Origin of the sequence: Herbidospora solisilvae (assembly GCF_009901565.1) — a bacterium.
Classification (GTDB): Bacteria; Actinomycetota; Actinomycetes; order Streptosporangiales; family Streptosporangiaceae; genus Herbidospora; species Herbidospora solisilvae.
Genome location: NZ_WXEW01000008.1, coordinates 111,440 through 129,542 on the forward strand (window position 1 = coordinate 111,440; position 18,103 = coordinate 129,542).

Genomic DNA, 18,103 nt, shown 5'->3' on the forward strand with positions numbered 1-18,103 from the left:
ATGATCTTCGAGTACGCACCGGCGCCCGAGTCGCGCGAGGTCGTCGACATCAGACCGTCGTACGGGCTCTTCATCAACGGCGAGTTCGTGGACGGGTCCGGAACTCCCTTCAAGACCGTCAACCCCGCCTCCGAGGAGACCCTCGCCGAGGTCGCCGCGGCCACCGAGGCCGACGTCGACCGGGCCGTGCAGGCCGCCAGGAAGGCGTTCGGCGTGTGGTCGGCGCTGCCCGGCTCCGAGCGGGCCAAGTACCTGTTCCGGATCGCCCGCATCATCCAGGAGCGCGCCCGCGAGCTGGCCGTCCTGGAGTCGCTCGACAACGGCAAGCCGATCAAGGAGTCGCGCGACGTCGACCTCCCCCTGGTCGCCGCCCACTTCTTCTACTACGCCGGATGGGCCGACAAGCTCCAGTACGCCGGCTACGGCACCACCCCGCTCGGCGTCGCCGGGCAGGTCATCCCGTGGAACTTCCCGCTGCTGATGCTGGCCTGGAAGATCGCGCCCGCGCTGGCCTGCGGCAACACCGTCGTGCTGAAGCCCGCCGAGACCACGCCGCTGACCGCGCTGCTGTTCGCCGAGATCTGCCAGCAGGCCGACCTGCCGCCGGGCGTGGTCAACATCGTGACCGGCGCGGGCGACACCGGCGCCGCCGTCGTCGGCCACCCCGACGTCGACAAGGTCGCCTTCACCGGCTCGACGGAGGTCGGCCGCCTGATCGCGAAGTCGGTCGCCGGCACGAACAAGAAGGTCACCCTCGAACTCGGCGGCAAGGCCGCCAACATCGTCTTCGACGACGCCGCCATCGACCAGGCCGTCGAGGGCATCGTCACCGGCATCTTCTTCAACCAGGGGCACGTCTGCTGCGCCGGGTCGCGCCTGCTCGTGCAGGAGTCGGTCGCCGAGGAGCTGCTGTCGTCGCTGAAGCGCCGCCTGTCGACGCTGCGGCTCGGCGACCCCCTCGACAAGAACACCGACATCGGGGCCATCAACTCCGCCGCCCAGCTCGCCAAGATCCGCGAACTGTCCGAGGCGGGCGAGGCCGAGGGCGCCGACCGGTGGTCGCCGGCCTGCCCGCTGCCCGACAAGGGCTTCTGGTTCCCGCCGACCGTCTTCACCGGCGTCTCCCAGTCCCACCGGATCGCGCGCGAGGAGATCTTCGGCCCGGTCCTGTCGGTCCTCACCTTCCGCACCCCCGCCGAGGCCGTGGAGAAGGCGAACAACACGCCCTACGGCCTGTCGGCCGGCGTCTGGACGGAGAAGGCGTCGCGGATGTTGTGGATGGCCAACCGGCTCCGGGCCGGGGTCGTGTGGTCGAACACCTTCAACAAGTTCGACCCCACCTCGCCGTTCGGCGGGTACAAGGAGTCCGGCTACGGGCGTGAGGGCGGTCGCCACGGTCTCGAGGCGTACCTGAAGGAGATCTCGTGAGCGAGCGGCTGTCGGTACGGAAGACGTACAAGCTGTACATCGGCGGTGCGTTCCCACGGTCGGAGAGCGGGAGGTCATACGCCGTGACCGGCGCCAAGGGCGAGTTCCTCGCCAACGCGTCCAAGGCGTCCCGCAAGGACGTCCGCGACGCCGTGACCGCGGCGCGCAAGGCCTTCCCGGGCTGGTCGGCCGCGACCGCCTACAACCGGGGACAGATCCTCTACCGGATCGCCGAGATGCTCGAAGGCCGCCGGGCCCAGTTCGTCTCGGAGGTCGCCGAGGCCGACGGGGTGTCCGGGAAGAAGGCCGGGGAACTGGTCGACGCGGCTGTGGACCGGCTGGTCTGGTATGCCGGGTGGTCCGACAAGATCTCGTCGCTGCGCGGGTCGTCGAACCCGGTCGCCGGGCCCTACTTCAACCTGTCGACGCCGGAGCCCACCGGAGTGGTCGGGATCGTGGCTCCGCCGATGGGGCCGCTGTTCGGCCTCGTCTCGGTGATCGCGCCGGTGATCGTGACGGGGAACACGTGCGTGGTGATCGCGTCGGAGCGGGCGCCGCTTCCCTCGATCACCCTCGCCGAGGTGCTGGCGACCTCCGACCTGCCGGGCGGGGTGGTGAACATCCTGACGGGGTCGGCCGCCGAGATGGCGCCGTGGCTGGCCGGGCACATGGACGTCAACGGGATCGACCTGACGGGGGCCGACGCGGAGCTGGCCCAGAGGTGCGAGGAACTGGCGGCGGAGAATTTGAAGCGGGTGCTGCGGCCCAACGGGAAGACGGATTGGACGGCCGATCCGGGGACGGGGCGGATGACGGCGTTCCTGGAGACGAAGACGGTCTGGCACCCGATCGGGATCTGACCGGGCCTCTACAGGAGGCCGTGCCGACGGGCGAACTCGCCGAAGGCCGAGCCGGAACACGCAACCGCATCCCCGTGGCGGTCAGCGCGTCCACGAGGTTGCCGGCCGAGACCTCGGTGAGTTTGCCCCTCTGGCATGCGATGGCGAGCAGCGCGGATGGTCGGGCAAGCCGCTCCGGATCTCCTCGCGGACGATGTGCGTCGTCAGGCAGGGTGTTCCGACCATGAGGTCGCGCAGAACGTCCAAGCGTTCGGCGCGGGCGAAGTGGCTCAGACAGGGCGCATCGAAGACCAGGGGTGTCGACGTCACGGTGTGGAGTCGCACTCCTCCTGGAGGGGCAGGTCATCCGCGTCGATATGGCCTCGCATCATCTCCACCGCCCGTGACGTCGTGATGAGCCGTCTTTGGAATGCCTCGAACACGGCGTGTGCGTAGCTGGGCGGCACCCGGATCGAATCGAGATCGGGCTGGGGCGCCCAGCCGATCGCCTCCTTGAGCTCCGCCTTCGTGGGGTTCCGTCTCTTCAGGACGTTGGCGGCGTCTCGGGTGAGGAATTCGGCTTGAACCGCTTGGCGGACGGTCAGCGACCACGATGCCCGGTAGCGGGCGGAGACCCTGACCAGCGACTCCCGGGAATCGCCCGGCGGCAGGTCGCGGAACACGGCCGACGGAATCAGGAGTTCGGCGGCGAAGGCGTCGATCACGGCTTCCCGTTCTTCGCGGGAGGTGCCCACGCCCAGGTCCGCCGAGTATTCGTCTCCGACGATGAGGTGGCCGAGTTCGTGGGCGGCGGTCGCCCGGCGGCGCCCGGGGTCCCCCTGTCTGCTCACCACGGCGGCCGCCACGTCGTCGTCGACCGCGGAAGCGCCGTCTCCGGGCAGGTCGACGACGGCGACGAGTTGCCCGACCTGCTCGCATACCGAGATCAGCGATTCGATCGGTCGATCACCGAGATCGACGATCTCCCTGACCCAGAGCGCCGCCTTGCGGGCACTGGTCGCGTCCGCGACCGTGACCGGGGATCGCTTGATCGCAGGGACGGCCAGAAGCCCCAATTCGACGAGCTGCCTGATGTCCGCCAGCCAGGCGGACAGCGCGACGCCCAGGTGGAACGACTGGCGACCGGCGTCGGTGGCGGTGTCTTCGGCCAGTTGGGCCCGGCGGGAGATGACCGGTGGCGGCGTGCTGATCAGATAGTCGAGCGGGACGCCGAGAATGTCGGACAGCCGGATGAGTTCCAGGGCGTCGATGCGACGGATCCCGAGTTCGATCTTGGCGACCATGGTGCGGTCGAGGCCCAGGGCGCGGGCGAGCTCTTCTTGTGACAACGCGGCGGCCAGTCTGCTTTCGCGTACCCGCTCACCGACGTCGGCCCACTGCTCCGGGTCCTTCATAGTGCGATAATCGCACGGGCTGAATCACGCGGATACCTGATGTGTCAAAAGGTTGGCGCATGCCGGGCCCAAGGCCGGGCGCGCTCCAGATAGCCCGCCAGGCTCAGCAGCAGCCCCTCCCCATCTGGCGGCGCGATCAGCTGGACTCCGATCGGCAGTCCCGAGCTGTGCCGTCCGAACGGGATCGTCATCGCCGGCCACCCCGCCATGTTCCACGCCCCCGTCAGCGGCGCGAACGTGATGTCGGCGTAGGCGTTGCGGGCCATCCCCCGGGACTCCCAACCGTCAGCCGAAGGCGGCAGGCGGGCGATGGTCGGGGTGATCAGCACGTCGATGTCGCCGAACCACTGGTCGGCGCCGTAGGCGCGCCACTGGTCGCGCCTGCGTGAGCCGTCGCGGTGGATCCGCTGCAGGAACCGGCCCACGCGGGCCATCGAGCGGGTGCGCGGTTCGAGTGAGCGTTCGTCGAGGTCGTGGGCGTCGGTGGCGGCGCAGGAGTACCAGGCGGCGATCGTCGACCAGCCCAAAGACATGGGGAAGCGGCGGCCGTGGTCGACCACGGTGTGGCCGGCTTCGCGCAGCGTCGCCCCGGCGGCTCGTGCCGCCTCCTGGAACTCCGCGTCGACCGAGAAGCCCGGCGGAAGGGGGTTGGGGGCCACGGCGATGCGGAGGTCTTCGGCCTCGGGGAGGATCGGGGTGCCGGTCATCACGGTCAGGGCCAGGACCGTGTCGTTCACCGTCGTGGTCAGCGGGCCGTTCTCGGACATCGCGAACCAGTCGTGGGGCGGGGGCTCCAGGAGGCCGTGGCCGGGTTTGAGGGCGATCACGCCGCAGGCGGCGCCCGGGATGCGTAAGGAGCCGAGGCCGTCGTTTCCGAGGGCCAGGGGGACCATTCCGGCGGCCACGGCGGCGGCGCTGCCTCCGGAGGATCCGCCGGCGGTTCGCTTGGCGTCCCAGGGGTTGCGGGTGTCGCCGATGGCGTACAGGCACAGTTCGGGGCACTTCGTCAGGCCGAGCACGATCGCGCCCGCCGCGCGGAGCCGGGCCACCACGGGATGGTCCTCCTGCGCGGGTTCCGGTGACGCGGCCCGGGTGCCGTTGGTGGCGGTCTGGCCGGCCACGGCCACGTTGTCCTTGACGGCCACCGGCACGCCCGCCAACGGGAGGTCGGGGCGGTGTCCGAGGGCCTTCGCGTCGGCCATGGCCGACTCCGCCAGGACGGTTCGGAAGGCGCCGACGGCGTCGTCACGTGCGGAGATCGCCGCGAGGTGGTCGGCCACGACCTGTTCCGCGGTCGCCTCGCCGGCGCGCACGGCGTCGGCTATCTCCACGGCGGTACGTCCGGCCCACGACATGTCCAGAGTGTGGACCGGACGTACCTGCCATTAGAAGGCTCGTAACCAAGACGATGCCTAGTCGGACCTTTTCGGCGCCCGTCCCGCCTGAGTCAGCGCCATGCGGAGCGCGAATTCGATCTGCGCGTTGACGCTGCGGAGATCGTCGGCCGCCCACTTGGCGATCGCCTCGTGGACGGCCGGATCGAGCCGCAGCAGGAGCTTCTTGGGCTCCTTCTTGGCGGGACGTTCGTCAGGCATACAGACTGCCGGCGTTGACCACCGGCTGGGTCGCCCGGTCGCCGCACAGGACGACCAGGAGGTTGGAGACCATCGCGGCGCGGCGCTCCTCGTCGAGTTCGACGACGTGCTCGGCGCTCAGGCGGTCGAGGGCGAGCTGGACCATGCCGACCGCGCCCTCGACGATCTGCCGCCGGGCGGCGACGACCTGGGCGGCCTGCTGGCGGACCAGCATGGCCTGGGCGATCTCGGGGGCGTAGGCCAGGTGGGTGATGCGGGCCTCCAGCAGCTCGATGCCGGCCAGGTCGGTGCGCTCACGGAGCTCGTTGGTGAGCTCCTCGGCGACCGTCGCGCCGTCGCGGAGGCTGGTGCGGTCTTCGATGTGGCTGTCGTAGGGGTGGGAGGTCGCCAGGTGCCGCACGGCGGCCTCCGACTGGATGGCGACGAAGTTCTCGTAGTCGTCCACGGAGAAGGAGGCCTTGGCGGTGTCGACGACCCGGTAGACGACGACGGCCGCGATCTCGACGGGGTTGCCGTCGGCGTCGTTGACCTTGAGCTTGGTGGTCTCGAAGTTGCGCACCCGGAGGCTGACACGGTTCTTGTCGGTGAACGGGACCGTCCAGGTGAACCCGGCGGTCTTGATGGTGCCGATGTAGCGGCCGAAGAACTGCACGACCTTGGCCTCGTTGGGGTTGACCACGGCGAAGCCGGACGCCGGCAGGAACACGATCACCGCCGCCACGACCACGCACACGATGAAGAACGCCTCGTCCTGGGTCATGCCGAACAGCACCAGGGCCGCCGCCACGACGAGCAGCGCGACCAGGATGACAAACCCGTTCATCCGGAAGGCCTCTCGCTCCATGCCCTTCCTCCTGACTATCGAAGTGATATCACTAAGATAGCGTCTCGCTAGCATCCAGCGTCAATAGCTCGGCCACGACGACTCTGTAGTGGTATTTCGCGGTCATCCCTTTGATGGTGGTCAGGTACTCGTCGTCGCTGATGCGGTAGACGCTGCGCACGCCGCCGTTCATGGGGTGCTGCGGCCGGTGCCGCACGGCGAGCTCGTACGCGATCGACCGCGCCTCGGCGCGCTCGCCCTTGACCTCGTAGATGTCCGAGACGCGCCACTCCTTGCGGGTGGTGTTGCCGACGTTCTCCTCGATGAGGACTCTCCACTGGCTCATGACCGGCGATCATGCCAAAACGCGCCCTCCCCGTAGGGAGGGCGCGTCTAGATGGCCGCCGGGCTACTCGCCCAGGAGGTTCTTCAGGGTCTGCGGGTCGACGTCCTTGACCTTGCCGGCCGGCGGCGTCTGCACGGTGACCGGCTTGTCGTACTCCTTGACCGTCAGGCTCAGGTTGAACGGCTTGCCGCCTTCCTCGTTGCGGAACTGCTGCCGCCTGACCATGCCCGAGGAGTCGACCCAGGTGTCCACCTGCAGGGTCTTGGGCCAGTCGCCGGGCGAGGCCGTCGGTGTGGGCAGGCCGGCGGCCTGCGCGGCCTCCTGCGTGTCGAGGGAGGAGCTGTAGTGGGTGACGGTCTGGCCGCCGACCTCCTCCTCGCCCTCGTTCTGGACGTCCTTGTACGCGCCGGCGATCTGCTTGACCGTCGCGGGGTCCTGGAGGCGGCCGCTGGTGAGCAGATCGGAGATCATCTTGCCGCGTTCGCCCGGGAGGTTGTTCAGCGCCACCCGCCACCAGGTGTCGCCCTGGTTCTGGATCAGGCCGTCGCCGTTCACGTAGGCGGTGTCGCCGTTGATGATGATCTGCGGCTGCGCCGAGTTGGCCTTGCCGTCGAGCGTGAGTTTGTTGACCTTCGCGGTCAGGAGGTTGGGCTTGTTCTGGCGGGCCCATGTGCCGCGCGCGTCGATCTTGCCTTCGCTGCTGAAGTGCATGGTGCCCGACGCCGTGTTGGCCTCGGCGCTCTTCGTGAGAGCGTCCTGCAGGGCCGTCGCCGGTTCGGCTGTCGTCGTGGGGCTGGCTGACGGGCTCTCCGAGCCTGTTGGGCTCTGGGTCGGCTCAGGACTCCCCGCGGGTGCGGATGTGGGGACGTCCGGGACGGGTGTTGCCCATGCCGCCGTCGTCCCGGCCCAGGCGGCGGCGGTGACCACTGCCGAGGCCGTGCCGAGAGCGGCGAGCCGTAGACGAGCGTGTCGCATTTGTCCCCCTGGTATGCGATTTGTGCTGTCCCAAGCACCGTAAGTGGACAAATGGGGCGAAAAGTAGAGGAATGTCCATTCACGGAATAACGCGGATGATCGCTTGACCGAAACGGACATGATCTTGACTGATCGTCTAGCGACGCCGGGGATTGGTCCGGGCTGTGGGTGGTGCGGCGAGCGGATCCTCCGGCCACGGGTGCTTCGGATAACGCCCCCGCAGCTCGGCCCGGACCTGCCGATAGCCTTCCCGCCAGAACGACGCCAGATCCCCGGTGACCGCGACCGGTCTGCCCGCCGGGGAGAGCAGGTGGATGGTGACGGGGACCCCGGCGACGACCGGGGTGGTCGTCCAGCCGAACAGCTCCTGCAGTTTGGCCGCCAGCACCGGCCGCTCGCCGCTGTAGTCGAGGCGGGCCTGCGACCCGCTGGGGATCTCCAGCCGTTCCGGTACGACCTCGTCGAGCCGCACCTGCCACGGCGCCAGGCCGCGGAGCGCGGCGGCCACGTCGAGCGCGGCCAGATCGGCCCGCCGCCGGACCCTGGTCAGGTCGAGCCCCTCGACCAGCGCCTTCTCGACATCGGGCCACGGCTCGCCGAGCGCCCGCCGGGCGAACTCCATGCGCTCCCTGAGCGCCCGCGCGGCCGGCGTCCAGGTGAGCAGTCCCACGCCCTCCTGCCGCAGCCCCTCCTTGACCGCCGCCGAGACGTCGGTCTTCAGGGGTGTGGACGACAACTCGATCGCCCCCAGCCGGCGAACCCGCCGGGCGACGACGTCGCCGTCCCGCCAGGCGATCTCGTCGTCCTCGACGACGGGGCCCGACATGAGCGCGACGCCCTCGTCGATGACGGCGGCCTGGCGCACCCGCGCGGCGGCCCTGCCCGTGGCCCGATCGGCGACCGCCACGGCCAGCCACTCGGCCTCGGCCAGCCGCGACCCCTGTCGCACCTCGGCCCCCGTACCGGACGCCATGACGAACCCGGTCCCGGCCCGCCGCCGGGCCACCCGCTCGGGATAGGCGAACGCGACGACGGTCCCGGCGACCTGGTCGTCGGACAACTCGCCCGCCTCCGCCGGTGCGGACGACTCACGGGCGAGCCGAGCGGCCTCGCGCCGCAGCTCCGGGGTGCGCCCGGCCCGCCACGCCGTGACGAGGTCGTCGGAGGCGTCGCGGGGGAGCTGCCCGCCGAGCAGGGCCACCACCTCGGCGGCTCTGCGCGCCCCGGTCAGCGGCGCGGCGTCGAGCAGCGCCCGGGCCAGCCGGGGATGCACCCCGATGTCGGCGATCCGGCGTCCCTTCGCGGTGACTTTGCCGTCGTCGAGGGCGCCCAGCAGCGTCAGAGTCTCGCGCGCCGCCTTCAACGGCCCGGCCGGCGGCTGGTCGAGCAGGGACAACCGGTCGGAGCCCCAGCACGCGGCCTGAAGGGCGAACGACGTGAGGTCGGCCAGCGCGATCTCCGGTTGCGGGTGGTCGGCCCGGCGTTCGGCCTCGGGCCAGCACCGGTAGACGACCCCCGGACCCTCCCGGCCGGCCCGTCCGGCCCGCTGGACGGCCGCCGCCCGCGACGCCGGAACCGTCACCAGGGACCCCAGCCCCCGGGCGTGATCCATCCGAGGCTCCCGGGCCAGCCCGGAGTCGACGACGATCCGCACCCCGGGCACGGTCAGGCTCGACTCGGCCACCGACGTCGCCAGGATGACGCGCCGCTCCCGGCCGGGGGAGAGCACCGAGTCCTGGACGTGGGAGGGCGATCCGCCGTGCACCTGGATCACGTCGAGATCCCCGAGCCGGCGCCCGACCGCCCCGAGCTCGGCCACGCCGGGCAGGAAGCAGAGCACGTCGCCGTCGTGCTCCCGCCAGGCGCGCAGGACCGTGTCGGCGACGTGGGAGAGGAAGGCCGCGTCGACCCGGGGCCAGATCACCGCGGGCCGGGGCGGCGGCGCCCACACGACGTCGACGGGATGCACCGCACCCTGGGCCTCGACCACGGGCCCCTCGATCAGGGACGCCCACCGGGGCGCGTCGGCGGTGGCCGACATGGCCAGGATGCGCAGGTCGGGGCGGAGCGCGGCGCGTACGTCGAGAAGAAAGGCCAGTGTCGTGTCGGCGTCGAGATGGCGCTCGTGGCACTCGTCGACGATGACCACGTCGACCCCGGTGAGTTCGGGGTCCCGCTGGAGACGCCGGAGGAGGACGCCGGTCGTCACGACCTCAATTCGGGTGTTCGCCGACACCTGGCGCTCGCCGCGGATGGTGTAGCCGACCCGTTCGCCCGTCTTCTCGCCGAGCGACCAGGCCATCCGCCGCGCGGCGGCCCGTACGGCGATCCGCCGGGGCTCGGCCACCACGACCTTGCGGGGGGCCAGCGCGAGCGGCACGAGCGTGGTCTTGCCGCTGCCGGGAGGAGAGGTCAGCACCGCCGCGCCGTCGGAGTCGAGGGCGGCCAGCAGCCGCGGCAGGGCGTGGGTGACCGGGAGCACGCCCGTCAGCTTAGGCGGCCTGGGCCAGACCGAGGAGAAGCTCGGCGTTGGAGCCGGTGTCCTTCAGCTTGGACAGGAACGGCTCGAAGCTCTCGTGCGTGTTGAGAGCCTTGCGGAGCCGCCAGACGAGCGGCAGCTCGGCGGGATCGAGGAGGAGCTCCTCCCGGCGGGTGCTCGACCCGGTGACGTCGACGGCCGGGAACACCCGCCGCTCCGACAGGGCGCGGCTGAGCCGCAGCTCCATGTTGCCGGTGCTCTTGAACTCCTCGAAGAGGTTGTCGTCCATCTTCGACCCGGTCTCGACCAGGGCCGTCGCGATGATCGTGAGAGATCCGCCCTCACGCAGCTTCCGCGCCGCGCCGAGGATCCGCTTCGGCGGGTGGACGGCCCGCACGTCGATCCCGCCGCTGAGCGTCTTCCCGCCGCCGGGCAGCACCATGTTGTACGCCCTCCCGACCCGGGTGATCGAGTCGATCAGCAGCACGACGTCCTGCCGCTGCTCGACAAGGCGCTTGGCCCGCTCGACCGCGAGCTCGACGACGGCGATGTGATCGGCCGGCGGCCGGTCGAAGGTCGAGGCGATGACCTCCCCCTTCACCGACGCCCGCATGTCGGTGACCTCCTCGGGCCGCTCGTCGACGAGCACGACCATGAGGTGGACGTCAGGGTGGTTGGTGCTGACGGCGTCGGCGATGGCCTTGAGGATCAGCGTCTTCCCCGCCTTGGGCGGGGCCACGATGAGCCCCCGCTGCCCCTTGCCGATGGGCGTCAGCAGATCGATGACCCGGGTGGACAGAACACTTTTGCTCGTCTCCAGCCGGAGCCGTTCTTCGGGGTGCACGGGCGTCAGCTCCGCGAAGTGGGGCCGCCGGCCGGGCGGCCCGGCGTCGACGGACACGAGTTTGCCGCCCTGGGCCGTGCCGTGCACGACGTCCCCCTGCCGGAGCCCTTCGAGCAGCTCAGGCGGGACGACGACGTCGTTGGATGATTTGAGGTAGCCGTCGACCCGCAGGTGACGACCGTCGAGGATGCCGCGCACATTCCGGGCACGGCGAACGAGGGGGGTTGCCATGATGGGCTCCTTGGGAGCACGGGAAGGCAGGCCACGGAAGGCCCAGTGGGACGCCTTCGGTGAATCAGAGTGTGAGGTCTGGGAGCGTGTGCCCGAGAAGGGGCCAGAAACACGCAATCCCGATGACACCGTAACACGGAGAGCGCCGCAGGTCTTCCCCCGGCTTCAGACGATCAGCCGGACGGCCAGCAACTCCGCCACCACCTCGGGCTTCAGGTCGATCTCGGCCAGCCGGCTGAGGGGGATCTCCTCGACGAGGTATTCGCCACGCGCCGGGTCGGAGAACTCCGGCCCGGTCCTGAGGGCGGGATCCCAGGCGTGGATGCGGCCCAGATAGAAGTACTGACCGTCGGCGACGTGGAAGAGCGAGTCGATGACCGCGTCCCCGCCCAGCTCTTCCCGCACCTCTCTGAGCAGCGTCTCTTCCAGACTCCGATCTTCAGGCTCGACGCCGCCGCCGGGAAGAACCCAGTAGGGCGCCCGCCCCGGCCGCACCCGCTTGATCGTCAGCAGGTGACCGCCGGGGGTGCGGAGAATCGCTCGCACCCGGTTCACCGGGACTGCAGGGCGTCCAGGGCCACCGCCATCGCGATCACCAGTCGGCGGTCCAGTCGCGGGTCGTTGATCTCGATCGCGTACCTGTCGCGCAGGCCCCACTTGCGGTCGACCGAGAAGGCGATCGACGCGCCCACGCTGAAGTCGAAGTGGTAGGGCAGCCACTCCAGCGAGTCGGCGAAACGCCTTAACAAGGCCACCGACAACCGTCGTTCCGTCCCGGTGTAGGTCGGCAGGCCGGGCTGCTGCACGTGCCACGTCGAGCGCAGGAGTGACTTGCCGAAGTCCTTGCGGAACATGCCGATCGAGGTGCCCGACGCGTCGACCACGTCGTAGCCGCTCGCCAGGTCGATGACCTTGCGGGCCTTGAAGGAGGCCAGGGCCTCGGCGCGGCTCTCGTCGGTGTAGAAGGTCACCTGCTCTTTCAGGGCCAGGCGTTTCTGTTCGGCGAACGCGACCACCGGGCCCTCGGAGCCGTCGGGTGAGGTCGCGCTCACCACGTAACGGTTGACCATCGGGGTGATCTTCTGGCGAAGGATCAGCTTCGACTGGGTCTGGAGGGCCGCCGCGTCCACAAGAACCTCCGTTTTCAGGGCCTTTCCCACCCTATTACCCAAGATCCCCTGTCAGATAGCGCTGGACGGAAGGGCCTACGGAGATCACCAGTTCGTCGGTGGTCATCGACGCCATGGGCTCGACGGCGAGCAGGTAGCGGGCGAAGGCCATGCCCATGAGCTGGGCCGCGGCCAGGATGGCGCGGCGTTCGGGCTGGTCTCCCGGCAGGCTCTTGGCCAGCGGGGTGGCCAGTTCGCCGCTCATGAAGTCGCGCATGATCTGGGCGGCGGCCGGGGTCGAGGCGATGGAGCCGACGATGGCGCGGATTCTGGGGCCGGTCTCCGGGCTCTCCCAGACCTCCAGGTAGCGGCGGGTCAGGCGTTCGCCCAGCGAGGAGACGTCGCCCGCGAGGGCGACCGCGAGTTCCTGGACGGGCATGGCGCCGCGCAGGGCGGCGTCGAACAGGCCGTCTTTCGAGCCGAAGAAGTGCATGACCAGGGCCGGGTCGACGTCGGCCGCGCGGGCGACGCCGCGGATGGTCGTGCCGCCGTAGCCCGATTCGACGAAGGAGGCGATGGCGGCCTCCAGGATCGCCTCTCTCGTCTGCGGGGTGCCCGGCCGGCGGCCGGTCTTGCTGCTTTCCATGGGGGCTATTCAACCACGTTGAATTCATCTATGTTGAACTCAACAGCGTTGAAGTCATCAAGGAGAGAAATCATGAAGAGGCTGATCCCGGCGGTGGTCCTGGCCACCCTCATCGGGATGTTCTTCGTCGGCTCGTTCGTGGGCGCCCTGCACTCGCCCGAGCCCCATGACGTGCCGGTCGCCGTCGTCGGGCCCCCGCAGGCCGCCGCGCAGCTCGCGCCGAAGCTCGCCGGGAAGTTCGAGCTCACGGTCTACGCCGACGAGGCGGCGGCGCGCACGGCCCTGGCCGACCGCGAGGTCGACGCGGTCCTGCTGCCGCAGCAGCAGAAGCTCGTGGTCGCCAGTGCCGCGAGCCGGTCGGCGGCCACGGTCATCACCTCGGTGTTCACCGCCGCCGCTCCGCTCGCGGTCGAGGACGCCCACCCGCTGCCGCCCGGTGACCAGGGCGGGATCGCCGGGATGTTCTTCGTGCTCGGGCTGGTCATCCCGGGCATCGCGATCGGGGTGGCGGCGGCCAGGGAGAGGCCGCTGGCCGGGATCGGGGCGATCGTGCTGGCCGGGGTCACCGTCGGGCTGGCCAACGCCTGGCTCGGCGACGTCGTGTTCGGGGCGCTGCCGGGCGCGTTCCTCGGGCTCGTGGCCGTCTCGGCGGCAGTGGTCGTCACGCTCGGGCTGGTGGTCGCGGGGCTGGTGCGGCTCATCGGGACACCCGGCGCGGGGCTGGCCGGTCTGCTCTTCGTGCTGATCGGGGTGCCGGCCAGCGGCGGGCCGCTCGGGGCGCGGTTCATCCCCGAGTGGTACGCGGCCATCGGACACGTGCTCCCGGTCGGGCAGGGATCGACCGCCATCAGGAACGTCGTCTTCTTCGACGGGGCCGCGCTTGGACTGCCTTTGCTGGTCCTTGCCGGTTGGGCGGTCGTGGGCTTGACCCTGACCCTCTCAGCCCTGTCTCAGGTCAAACGTGCATCATTTGCGGGGTGAGGATGATTCGCCGGTTGAAATGGCCGGCCATGGCGGGGCTGGCCGTGCTGGCCTACCTCACGCTGCGGGACGCTCTCCCGTCACCGTCCGAGGTGTGGGATGTGATCGCCGCGGCCGACGCCAACTGGCTGCTGGTCGCGGCGGTGTTCCAACTGCTGGCCATGGCGGTCTTCGCGCGGTTCTTCCGCAGGCTGCTGGCGCTGGGCGGGGTCCGGGTCTCCCGGCCCCGCATCCTGGCCGTCACCTTCGCCCGCAACGCCGTGGCGGGGTCGCTGCCGGCCGGGCCGGTGGTGTCGGTGGCGTACACGACGCAGGTCTTCACCAAGCTCGGGGCCGGGAAGCGGCTGATCGCGGCGGTGCTGGTGCTGGCGGCGGCCTACTCGGGCGGCACGTTCGGGGTGCTGGCCCTGGTGGCCCTGGTCTTCTCGCCGGAGACCCGGGTGGTCACGCTGATCGCGGTCGGCGGGGTGATCGCGGTCGCCGTGCTGGTGTTCAAGGCCGGGCATCTGCTCGACCGCGTGCCCAAGGTCGCCGGGCAGCTCCGGGCCACCTTCAACACGGTCGGCGGCACCCGCCGCGACCATCTGCGGCTGGCCCATCTGGCGCTGCTGAACTGGGTGCTCGACGTCGTCAGCCTCGGGGCGGTGTGCGTCGCGATCGAGGCGACCGCCAACCCCCACACGGTGCTGCTGGGCTTCGTCGCGGCCAAGACGGCCGCCGCGCTGGCGGTGGTGCCGGGCGGGCTCGGGGTCGCCGAGGTCGGGATGGCGGCCACGTACATCGCGGCCGGGATGTCGGGCGGGCAGGCGGCGGCGGTCGTGCTGCTCTACCGGCTGGTGTCGTACTGGATGAATCTGGTCCTCGGGTGGATCGCGTGGATCCTCCTGCACGACCCGGTCCGGAAGGCGACGATCGGAGGGCTGGCCCGGCTCGGATCGTCGCTGAGTCCCTACGTGTACGACCGGCATCCAACCCCTTAGGGGTTTTCTCAGGGTTCGTGGTGGAACGGGGGATAGTTACCGGTTCGTTCAACTGGTAACCGATCCACACGATGGAGGAACTCCTGATGCACCGATCCCGTCACCACAAGATGATCGCCGGGGTCTGCGGCGGTATCGCCGAGCGGTTCAACATGTCCCCGACGGTCGTCCGGCTCCTGTTCCTCGCCTCCTGCATCCTCCCCGGTCCGCAGTTCATCGCGTACCTGATCATGTGGGTGGTCTTCCCCAAGGCACCGGCGCAGAAGTACGCGCACCACTGACCTATCCTCGGTTCCATGGACGCACGGCCGCTGACCCTGATCCACGACGAGCTGGTCGACTATGAGAAGGCCATGGCCACCATGGACGAACTCATCGCCGACCGGCAGGAGGATCGCCGACCCGACACCCTGTGGCTGCTCAGCCACCCGAAGGTGTTCACGGTCGGCCGGCGGACGCTGACGGAACACCTGCCCGACCCCTCCCACGGCATCCCCGTGGTGACGACCACCCGGGGCGGGCAGCTGACCTACCACGGCCCCGGGCAGCTCGTCGGCTATCTGATCGTCAAGCTGCGCACCGGCGAGGGGGTCGTCGACTACATCCGCGAGGTCGAACTCCGGCTGGTCGAGGCCCTCGCCGCGGTGGGCGTCGACGCCGAGCGGCGCGACACGCCGCCCGGCTCCGAGCTGCTCACCGGGGTCTGGACCCGCGACACCGGCCGGAAGATCGTCTCGATCGGCATGCGCGCCTCCAAGGGCGTGACCAGCCACGGGTTCGCCATCAACGTCGACGGCGACCTCTCCCCGTGGGATCTGGCGGTGCCCTGCGGGATGCCCGACGTCGACATGACCTCGGTGTCCCGCGAGACGCGCGCGGGAGACATGGCGACGGTGGCCGCCGCCGTGGCGACGGCCTTCGAAGCTAACTGACCGGCTTCTCGTCGAGGGTCTCGTCCACGGTCCGGCGGGGGCCGGTGAACCAATGGCGGGCCGACAACGCCCACCACAGTCCGACGCCGAGCACCATCACGCCCACCACGATCGGCGCGTAGTTCACGGCCGTCCAGGTGAAGTCGCTGGTGAACGGCACCCCGGCCGGGGCGAGCGGCATGATGAAGTAGATCGACACGACCACGATCTCGATGATCGCGATCCAGCCCATCACCTTGTACTTGCGCCCGAGCGTCCACGGTCCGGGCTGGAACCGGTCGCCCATGCGCAGCCGCAGGTAGATCGGGATCGCGAAGGCGATGTAGAGGCCGATGACCGCGACCGAGACGACCGCGTAGAACGCGAGCGGGGTGCCCGTCGGGGCCTCCCACAACGCCGGGAGGGTCAGCACCAGCGCGGCCACGCAGCCCAGGATGATCGCGTTCACCGGTGTCCGGTTCCGGTCCACCTTGGACCAGAGCCGCCACCCGGGGACGGCGCCGTCCCGGGAGAACGCGTAGGTCATCCGCGACATCGAGGTCACGCAGCTCATGCCGCAGAAGAACTGGCCGATCGTGGAGATCGCGAAGATCGCGTTGGCCAGGTTGCCCGGCACGGCTGTGTCGAAGATGGCCCCGACGAAGCCGAACTGGTTGTTGATCTCGTCGACGTTGGTCGCCGCGAACAGGAACGCCAGCAGCAGGATCCAGCCGCCGATCGCCGAGTAGAAGATCGACTGCCACAGGCCGCGCGCCGCCGCGGTGGACGCCCCCTGGGTCTCCTCCGAGACGTGGGCGCAGGCGTCGAAGCCGGTGATCGTGTACTGGGTGAGCAGGAAGCCCAGCGGCAGCACGAAGAACCAGAAGCTGCTGTCGCTGAAGCCCGAGTTGTTGATCGTCTCGGTGAAGACGAACGACATCGACTGGTGCGAGTCCGGCCCGAAGATCAGGATCAGCACGACCACCGCCGCGCCGAAGACATGCCACCACACCGAGACGTTCTGCAGCAGGGAGATCAGCCGGTGGCTGTAGACGTTGATCAGCGCGTGCAGCGCCAGGATGATCGCGAACAGGATGAAGGTGTTGGTGAGTGACACCTCGTACCCGAAGAACCGGTCGAGGGTGATGTTCATGAAGGTCGCGCAGCCGTAGTCGACCGACGCGGTCACCGCCACCAGGCCGATCAGGTTGAACCACCCGGTGAACCAGCCGTGGATCGGCTTGCCCATCTTGGCGGCCCACCAGTAGATGCCGCCCGCCGTGGGATAGGCCGACACCAGCTCCGACATGCACAGGCCGATGATCAGAATGAAGATCGAGATGATCGGCCAGCCCCACGAGATCGCGATGGGGCCGCCGTTGTTCCAGGCCTGGCCGAAGGTGGTGAAGCAGCCGGCCAGGATCGAGATGATGGAGAAGGAGATCGCGAAATTGGAGAAGCCGCTCCAGGTCCGGGACAGCTCCTGTTTGTAGCCGAGTTCCGCTAGTCGCTTGGCGTCGTCGTCGAGGGATTGAGCCATCGAGGCCTCCTCATGCCGTGCAGTGGGGGGTTACCGGCCGGCGGCGTCCATGAGGGATCCGAAGCCGGGGTCCGTGAGGTCGCCCGTCGCCTTGGCGTACTTCGTGGCGGCTTCGGCGTTGTAGTCGAAGTCGCGCTGCTGGGCCACCAGGCGGTGGTGTACGACGAACCAGAGTGTCCAGGTCAGGTTGGACATGATCACGTTCAGTCGCACGCGGGCGATCAGCGCCTCGTCATGGGTGCCGAAGTAGGCTCGCGTGAGCCGTTCGACGTCGTCGGGGTCGAAGGAGGCCTCGGCGGCGATGTCGCCCAGTTCGAAGCAGGGGTCGTTGTTGCCGGAAAGCTGGTAGTCGACGATTCTGACCCGGCCCCGAGCCTCGAGGAAGTTCTCGGGGAGCAGGTCGTTGTGGCAGGGTACGTCCGTTATGTGACGTTTTGCCAGGGTTTCTTCGATTGTTCGGACGGTGCCCGCCCAGTCGGCGAAGCCGTCGGGCATCGGCAGGTCGTGCTCCCGGCAGAGGGCGACGAAGCCGTCGTACTTGCGGAAGATCGAGAAGTCGTTGGCGAAGCGCGGCCCCGCGTGGAGGGTGCGGGCGGCCTCGGCGATCTTGGGGATGCGGGCCCGGACGGCCGGCGCGTCGAGGGTGAGGCCGTCGATGTACTCCAGGATCAGCGCGCCCGGCAGTTCGTGCAGCACCCGGGCGCCCACGCCGGTCTCGGCGGCGACCACGGTGTTGGCGATCTCCTGGTCGAGGGGGAGGCCCAGGCCGGTCGCGGCGATCTTCGGATCGAGCACCCGGAGCAGCCAGCGGTCGCCGTCGTCGGTCTCCACGCGGGCGATGTAGTGGCTCAGCCCGCCCTTGATCCTCGTGTGGGTGACCGGTCGGCCGGCCCAGGACGCGACCAGACCCAGCGCGGACGCGACGGGATCTGGCATGCGCTGCTCCTTTTGGTCTACGTTT

General features: G+C 69.7%; 19 protein-coding genes. 6 read left to right on the forward strand and 13 right to left on the reverse strand.

What is annotated here, in order from left to right:
• Together GT755_RS26385 and GT755_RS26390 are read left to right on the forward strand one after the other, a co-directional pair.
• Positions 1 to 1,428 (forward strand): aldehyde dehydrogenase family protein, encoded by a 1,428-nt coding sequence (locus GT755_RS26385; protein ID WP_202610552.1) that lies wholly within the window; start codon positions 1 to 3, stop codon positions 1,426 to 1,428.
• Positions 1,425 to 2,288, forward strand: a complete 864-nt coding sequence (locus GT755_RS26390) for an aldehyde dehydrogenase family protein (protein ID WP_161482317.1) — start codon at positions 1,425 to 1,427, stop codon at positions 2,286 to 2,288. Before GT755_RS26385 ends, GT755_RS26390 begins: the two co-directional genes overlap by 4 nt.
• A 305-nt stretch (positions 2,289 to 2,593) precedes the next feature.
• Here the strand turns inward: GT755_RS26390 and GT755_RS26395 are convergent, their stop codons facing one another.
• From GT755_RS26395 to GT755_RS26445, 11 genes are all read right to left on the reverse strand, one after another.
• Positions 2,594 to 3,682, reverse strand: coding sequence for a helix-turn-helix domain-containing protein (locus tag GT755_RS26395; RefSeq protein WP_161482318.1), 1,089 nt, complete (start codon positions 3,680 to 3,682; stop codon positions 2,594 to 2,596).
• Positions 3,683 to 3,726: 44 nt separating this feature from the next.
• Positions 3,727 to 5,037, reverse strand: coding sequence for an amidase (locus GT755_RS26400; protein WP_161482319.1), 1,311 nt, complete (start codon positions 5,035 to 5,037; stop codon positions 3,727 to 3,729).
• A 57-nt stretch (positions 5,038 to 5,094) separates the two neighbouring features.
• Positions 5,095 to 5,277, reverse strand: a complete 183-nt coding sequence (locus GT755_RS26405; protein ID WP_030456990.1) for a toxin-antitoxin system HicB family antitoxin — start codon at positions 5,275 to 5,277, stop codon at positions 5,095 to 5,097.
• Positions 5,270 to 6,121, reverse strand: a complete 852-nt coding sequence (locus GT755_RS26410; protein ID WP_161482320.1) for an SPFH domain-containing protein — start codon at positions 6,119 to 6,121, stop codon at positions 5,270 to 5,272. The genes GT755_RS26405 and GT755_RS26410 overlap by 8 nt, the downstream gene beginning before the upstream one ends.
• Before the next feature lie 31 nt (positions 6,122 to 6,152).
• Positions 6,153 to 6,446, reverse strand: coding sequence for a hypothetical protein (locus GT755_RS26415; protein ID WP_161482321.1), 294 nt, complete (start codon positions 6,444 to 6,446; stop codon positions 6,153 to 6,155).
• A 63-nt stretch (positions 6,447 to 6,509) separates the two neighbouring features.
• Positions 6,510 to 7,157, reverse strand: a complete 648-nt coding sequence (locus GT755_RS26420; protein ID WP_161482322.1) for a LolA-like protein — start codon at positions 7,155 to 7,157, stop codon at positions 6,510 to 6,512.
• A gap of 400 nt (positions 7,158 to 7,557) precedes the next feature.
• Positions 7,558 to 9,903 (reverse strand): ATP-dependent helicase HrpB, encoded by a 2,346-nt coding sequence (hrpB, locus tag GT755_RS26425; RefSeq protein ID WP_328794508.1) that lies wholly within the window; start codon positions 9,901 to 9,903, stop codon positions 7,558 to 7,560.
• Between the two features lie 10 nt (positions 9,904 to 9,913).
• Positions 9,914 to 10,975 carry a transcription termination factor Rho gene (gene rho / locus GT755_RS26430; protein ID WP_161482323.1) on the reverse strand — a complete coding sequence of 354 codons (1,062 nt, stop codon included), beginning with the start codon at positions 10,973 to 10,975 and terminating at the stop codon, positions 9,914 to 9,916.
• Positions 10,976 to 11,140: 165 nt separating this feature from the next.
• Complete coding sequence (locus GT755_RS26435) at positions 11,141 to 11,521, reverse strand: NUDIX domain-containing protein (protein WP_328794509.1); 381 nt, start codon at positions 11,519 to 11,521, stop codon at positions 11,141 to 11,143.
• Between the two features lie 5 nt (positions 11,522 to 11,526).
• On the reverse strand, positions 11,527 to 12,105 hold the full coding sequence (locus GT755_RS26440; RefSeq protein WP_030456982.1) for an LURP-one-related/scramblase family protein: 579 nt from the start codon (positions 12,103 to 12,105) through the stop codon (positions 11,527 to 11,529).
• Positions 12,106 to 12,139: 34 nt separating this feature from the next.
• Positions 12,140 to 12,730 carry a TetR/AcrR family transcriptional regulator gene (locus tag GT755_RS26445; protein ID WP_161482325.1) on the reverse strand — a complete coding sequence of 197 codons (591 nt, stop codon included), beginning with the start codon at positions 12,728 to 12,730 and terminating at the stop codon, positions 12,140 to 12,142.
• A 72-nt stretch (positions 12,731 to 12,802) separates the two neighbouring features.
• Here GT755_RS26445 and GT755_RS26450 point away from each other — a divergent pair, with 72 nt between their 5' ends.
• The 4 genes from GT755_RS26450 to lipB all read left to right on the forward strand — a co-directional run bounded on the left by GT755_RS26450 (position 12,803) and on the right by lipB (position 15,623).
• Positions 12,803 to 13,711, forward strand: a complete 909-nt coding sequence (locus GT755_RS26450) for an ABC transporter permease (protein WP_161482326.1) — start codon at positions 12,803 to 12,805, stop codon at positions 13,709 to 13,711.
• A gap of 2 nt (positions 13,712 to 13,713) precedes the next feature.
• Entirely contained in the window at positions 13,714 to 14,691 is a 978-nt protein-coding gene (locus GT755_RS26455; RefSeq protein ID WP_235967460.1) for a lysylphosphatidylglycerol synthase transmembrane domain-containing protein, read from the forward strand.
• An 86-nt stretch (positions 14,692 to 14,777) separates the two neighbouring features.
• On the forward strand, positions 14,778 to 14,972 hold the full coding sequence (locus tag GT755_RS26460; protein WP_030456978.1) for a PspC domain-containing protein: 195 nt from the start codon (positions 14,778 to 14,780) through the stop codon (positions 14,970 to 14,972).
• A 15-nt stretch (positions 14,973 to 14,987) separates the two neighbouring features.
• A complete protein-coding gene (gene lipB / locus GT755_RS26465; RefSeq protein WP_161482328.1) occupies positions 14,988 to 15,623 on the forward strand; it encodes a lipoyl(octanoyl) transferase LipB in 636 nt (211 codons plus the stop codon).
• Here the strand turns inward: lipB and GT755_RS26470 are convergent.
• Both GT755_RS26470 and GT755_RS26475 read right to left on the reverse strand, forming a co-directional pair.
• Positions 15,616 to 17,142: an amino acid permease gene (locus GT755_RS26470; protein WP_161482329.1), complete on the reverse strand. Its 1,527-nt coding sequence runs from the start codon at positions 17,140 to 17,142 to the stop codon at positions 15,616 to 15,618. The two genes, lipB and GT755_RS26470, sit on opposite strands and share 8 nt — an antisense overlap.
• 30 nt (positions 17,143 to 17,172) lie before the next feature.
• Positions 17,173 to 18,078: a phosphotransferase gene (locus GT755_RS26475; RefSeq protein WP_161482330.1), complete on the reverse strand. Its 906-nt coding sequence runs from the start codon at positions 18,076 to 18,078 to the stop codon at positions 17,173 to 17,175.
• Positions 18,079 to 18,103: the final 25 nt, after the last annotated feature.

What these genes read in the sequence shown, in the direction of transcription:
- rho (WP_161482323.1), bottom strand. Translation starts at nt 10,975, where the DNA reads ATGGCAACCCCCCTCGTTCGCCGTGCCCGGAATGTGCGCGGCATCCTC.
- GT755_RS26400 (WP_161482319.1), bottom strand. Translation starts at nt 5,037, where the DNA reads ATGTCGTGGGCCGGACGTACCGCCGTGGAGATAGCCGACGCCGTGCGC.
- GT755_RS26445 (WP_161482325.1), bottom strand. Translation starts at nt 12,730, where the DNA reads ATGGAAAGCAGCAAGACCGGCCGCCGGCCGGGCACCCCGCAGACGAGA.
- GT755_RS26410 (WP_161482320.1), bottom strand. Translation starts at nt 6,121, where the DNA reads ATGGAGCGAGAGGCCTTCCGGATGAACGGGTTTGTCATCCTGGTCGCG.
- GT755_RS26475 (WP_161482330.1), bottom strand. Translation starts at nt 18,078, where the DNA reads ATGCCAGATCCCGTCGCGTCCGCGCTGGGTCTGGTCGCGTCCTGGGCC.
- GT755_RS26405 (WP_030456990.1), bottom strand. Translation starts at nt 5,277, where the DNA reads ATGCCTGACGAACGTCCCGCCAAGAAGGAGCCCAAGAAGCTCCTGCTG.
- GT755_RS26420 (WP_161482322.1), bottom strand. Translation starts at nt 7,157, where the DNA reads ATGCACTTCAGCAGCGAAGGCAAGATCGACGCGCGCGGCACATGGGCC.
- GT755_RS26395 (WP_161482318.1), bottom strand. Translation starts at nt 3,682, where the DNA reads ATGAAGGACCCGGAGCAGTGGGCCGACGTCGGTGAGCGGGTACGCGAA.
- GT755_RS26385 (WP_202610552.1), top strand. Translation starts at nt 1, where the DNA reads ATGATCTTCGAGTACGCACCGGCGCCCGAGTCGCGCGAGGTCGTCGAC.
- GT755_RS26470 (WP_161482329.1), bottom strand. Translation starts at nt 17,142, where the DNA reads ATGGCTCAATCCCTCGACGACGACGCCAAGCGACTAGCGGAACTCGGC.
- GT755_RS26460 (WP_030456978.1), top strand. Translation starts at nt 14,778, where the DNA reads ATGCACCGATCCCGTCACCACAAGATGATCGCCGGGGTCTGCGGCGGT.
- GT755_RS26450 (WP_161482326.1), top strand. Translation starts at nt 12,803, where the DNA reads ATGAAGAGGCTGATCCCGGCGGTGGTCCTGGCCACCCTCATCGGGATG.
- GT755_RS26455 (WP_235967460.1), top strand. Translation starts at nt 13,714, where the DNA reads ATGATTCGCCGGTTGAAATGGCCGGCCATGGCGGGGCTGGCCGTGCTG.
- GT755_RS26415 (WP_161482321.1), bottom strand. Translation starts at nt 6,446, where the DNA reads ATGAGCCAGTGGAGAGTCCTCATCGAGGAGAACGTCGGCAACACCACC.
- lipB (WP_161482328.1), top strand. Translation starts at nt 14,988, where the DNA reads ATGGACGCACGGCCGCTGACCCTGATCCACGACGAGCTGGTCGACTAT.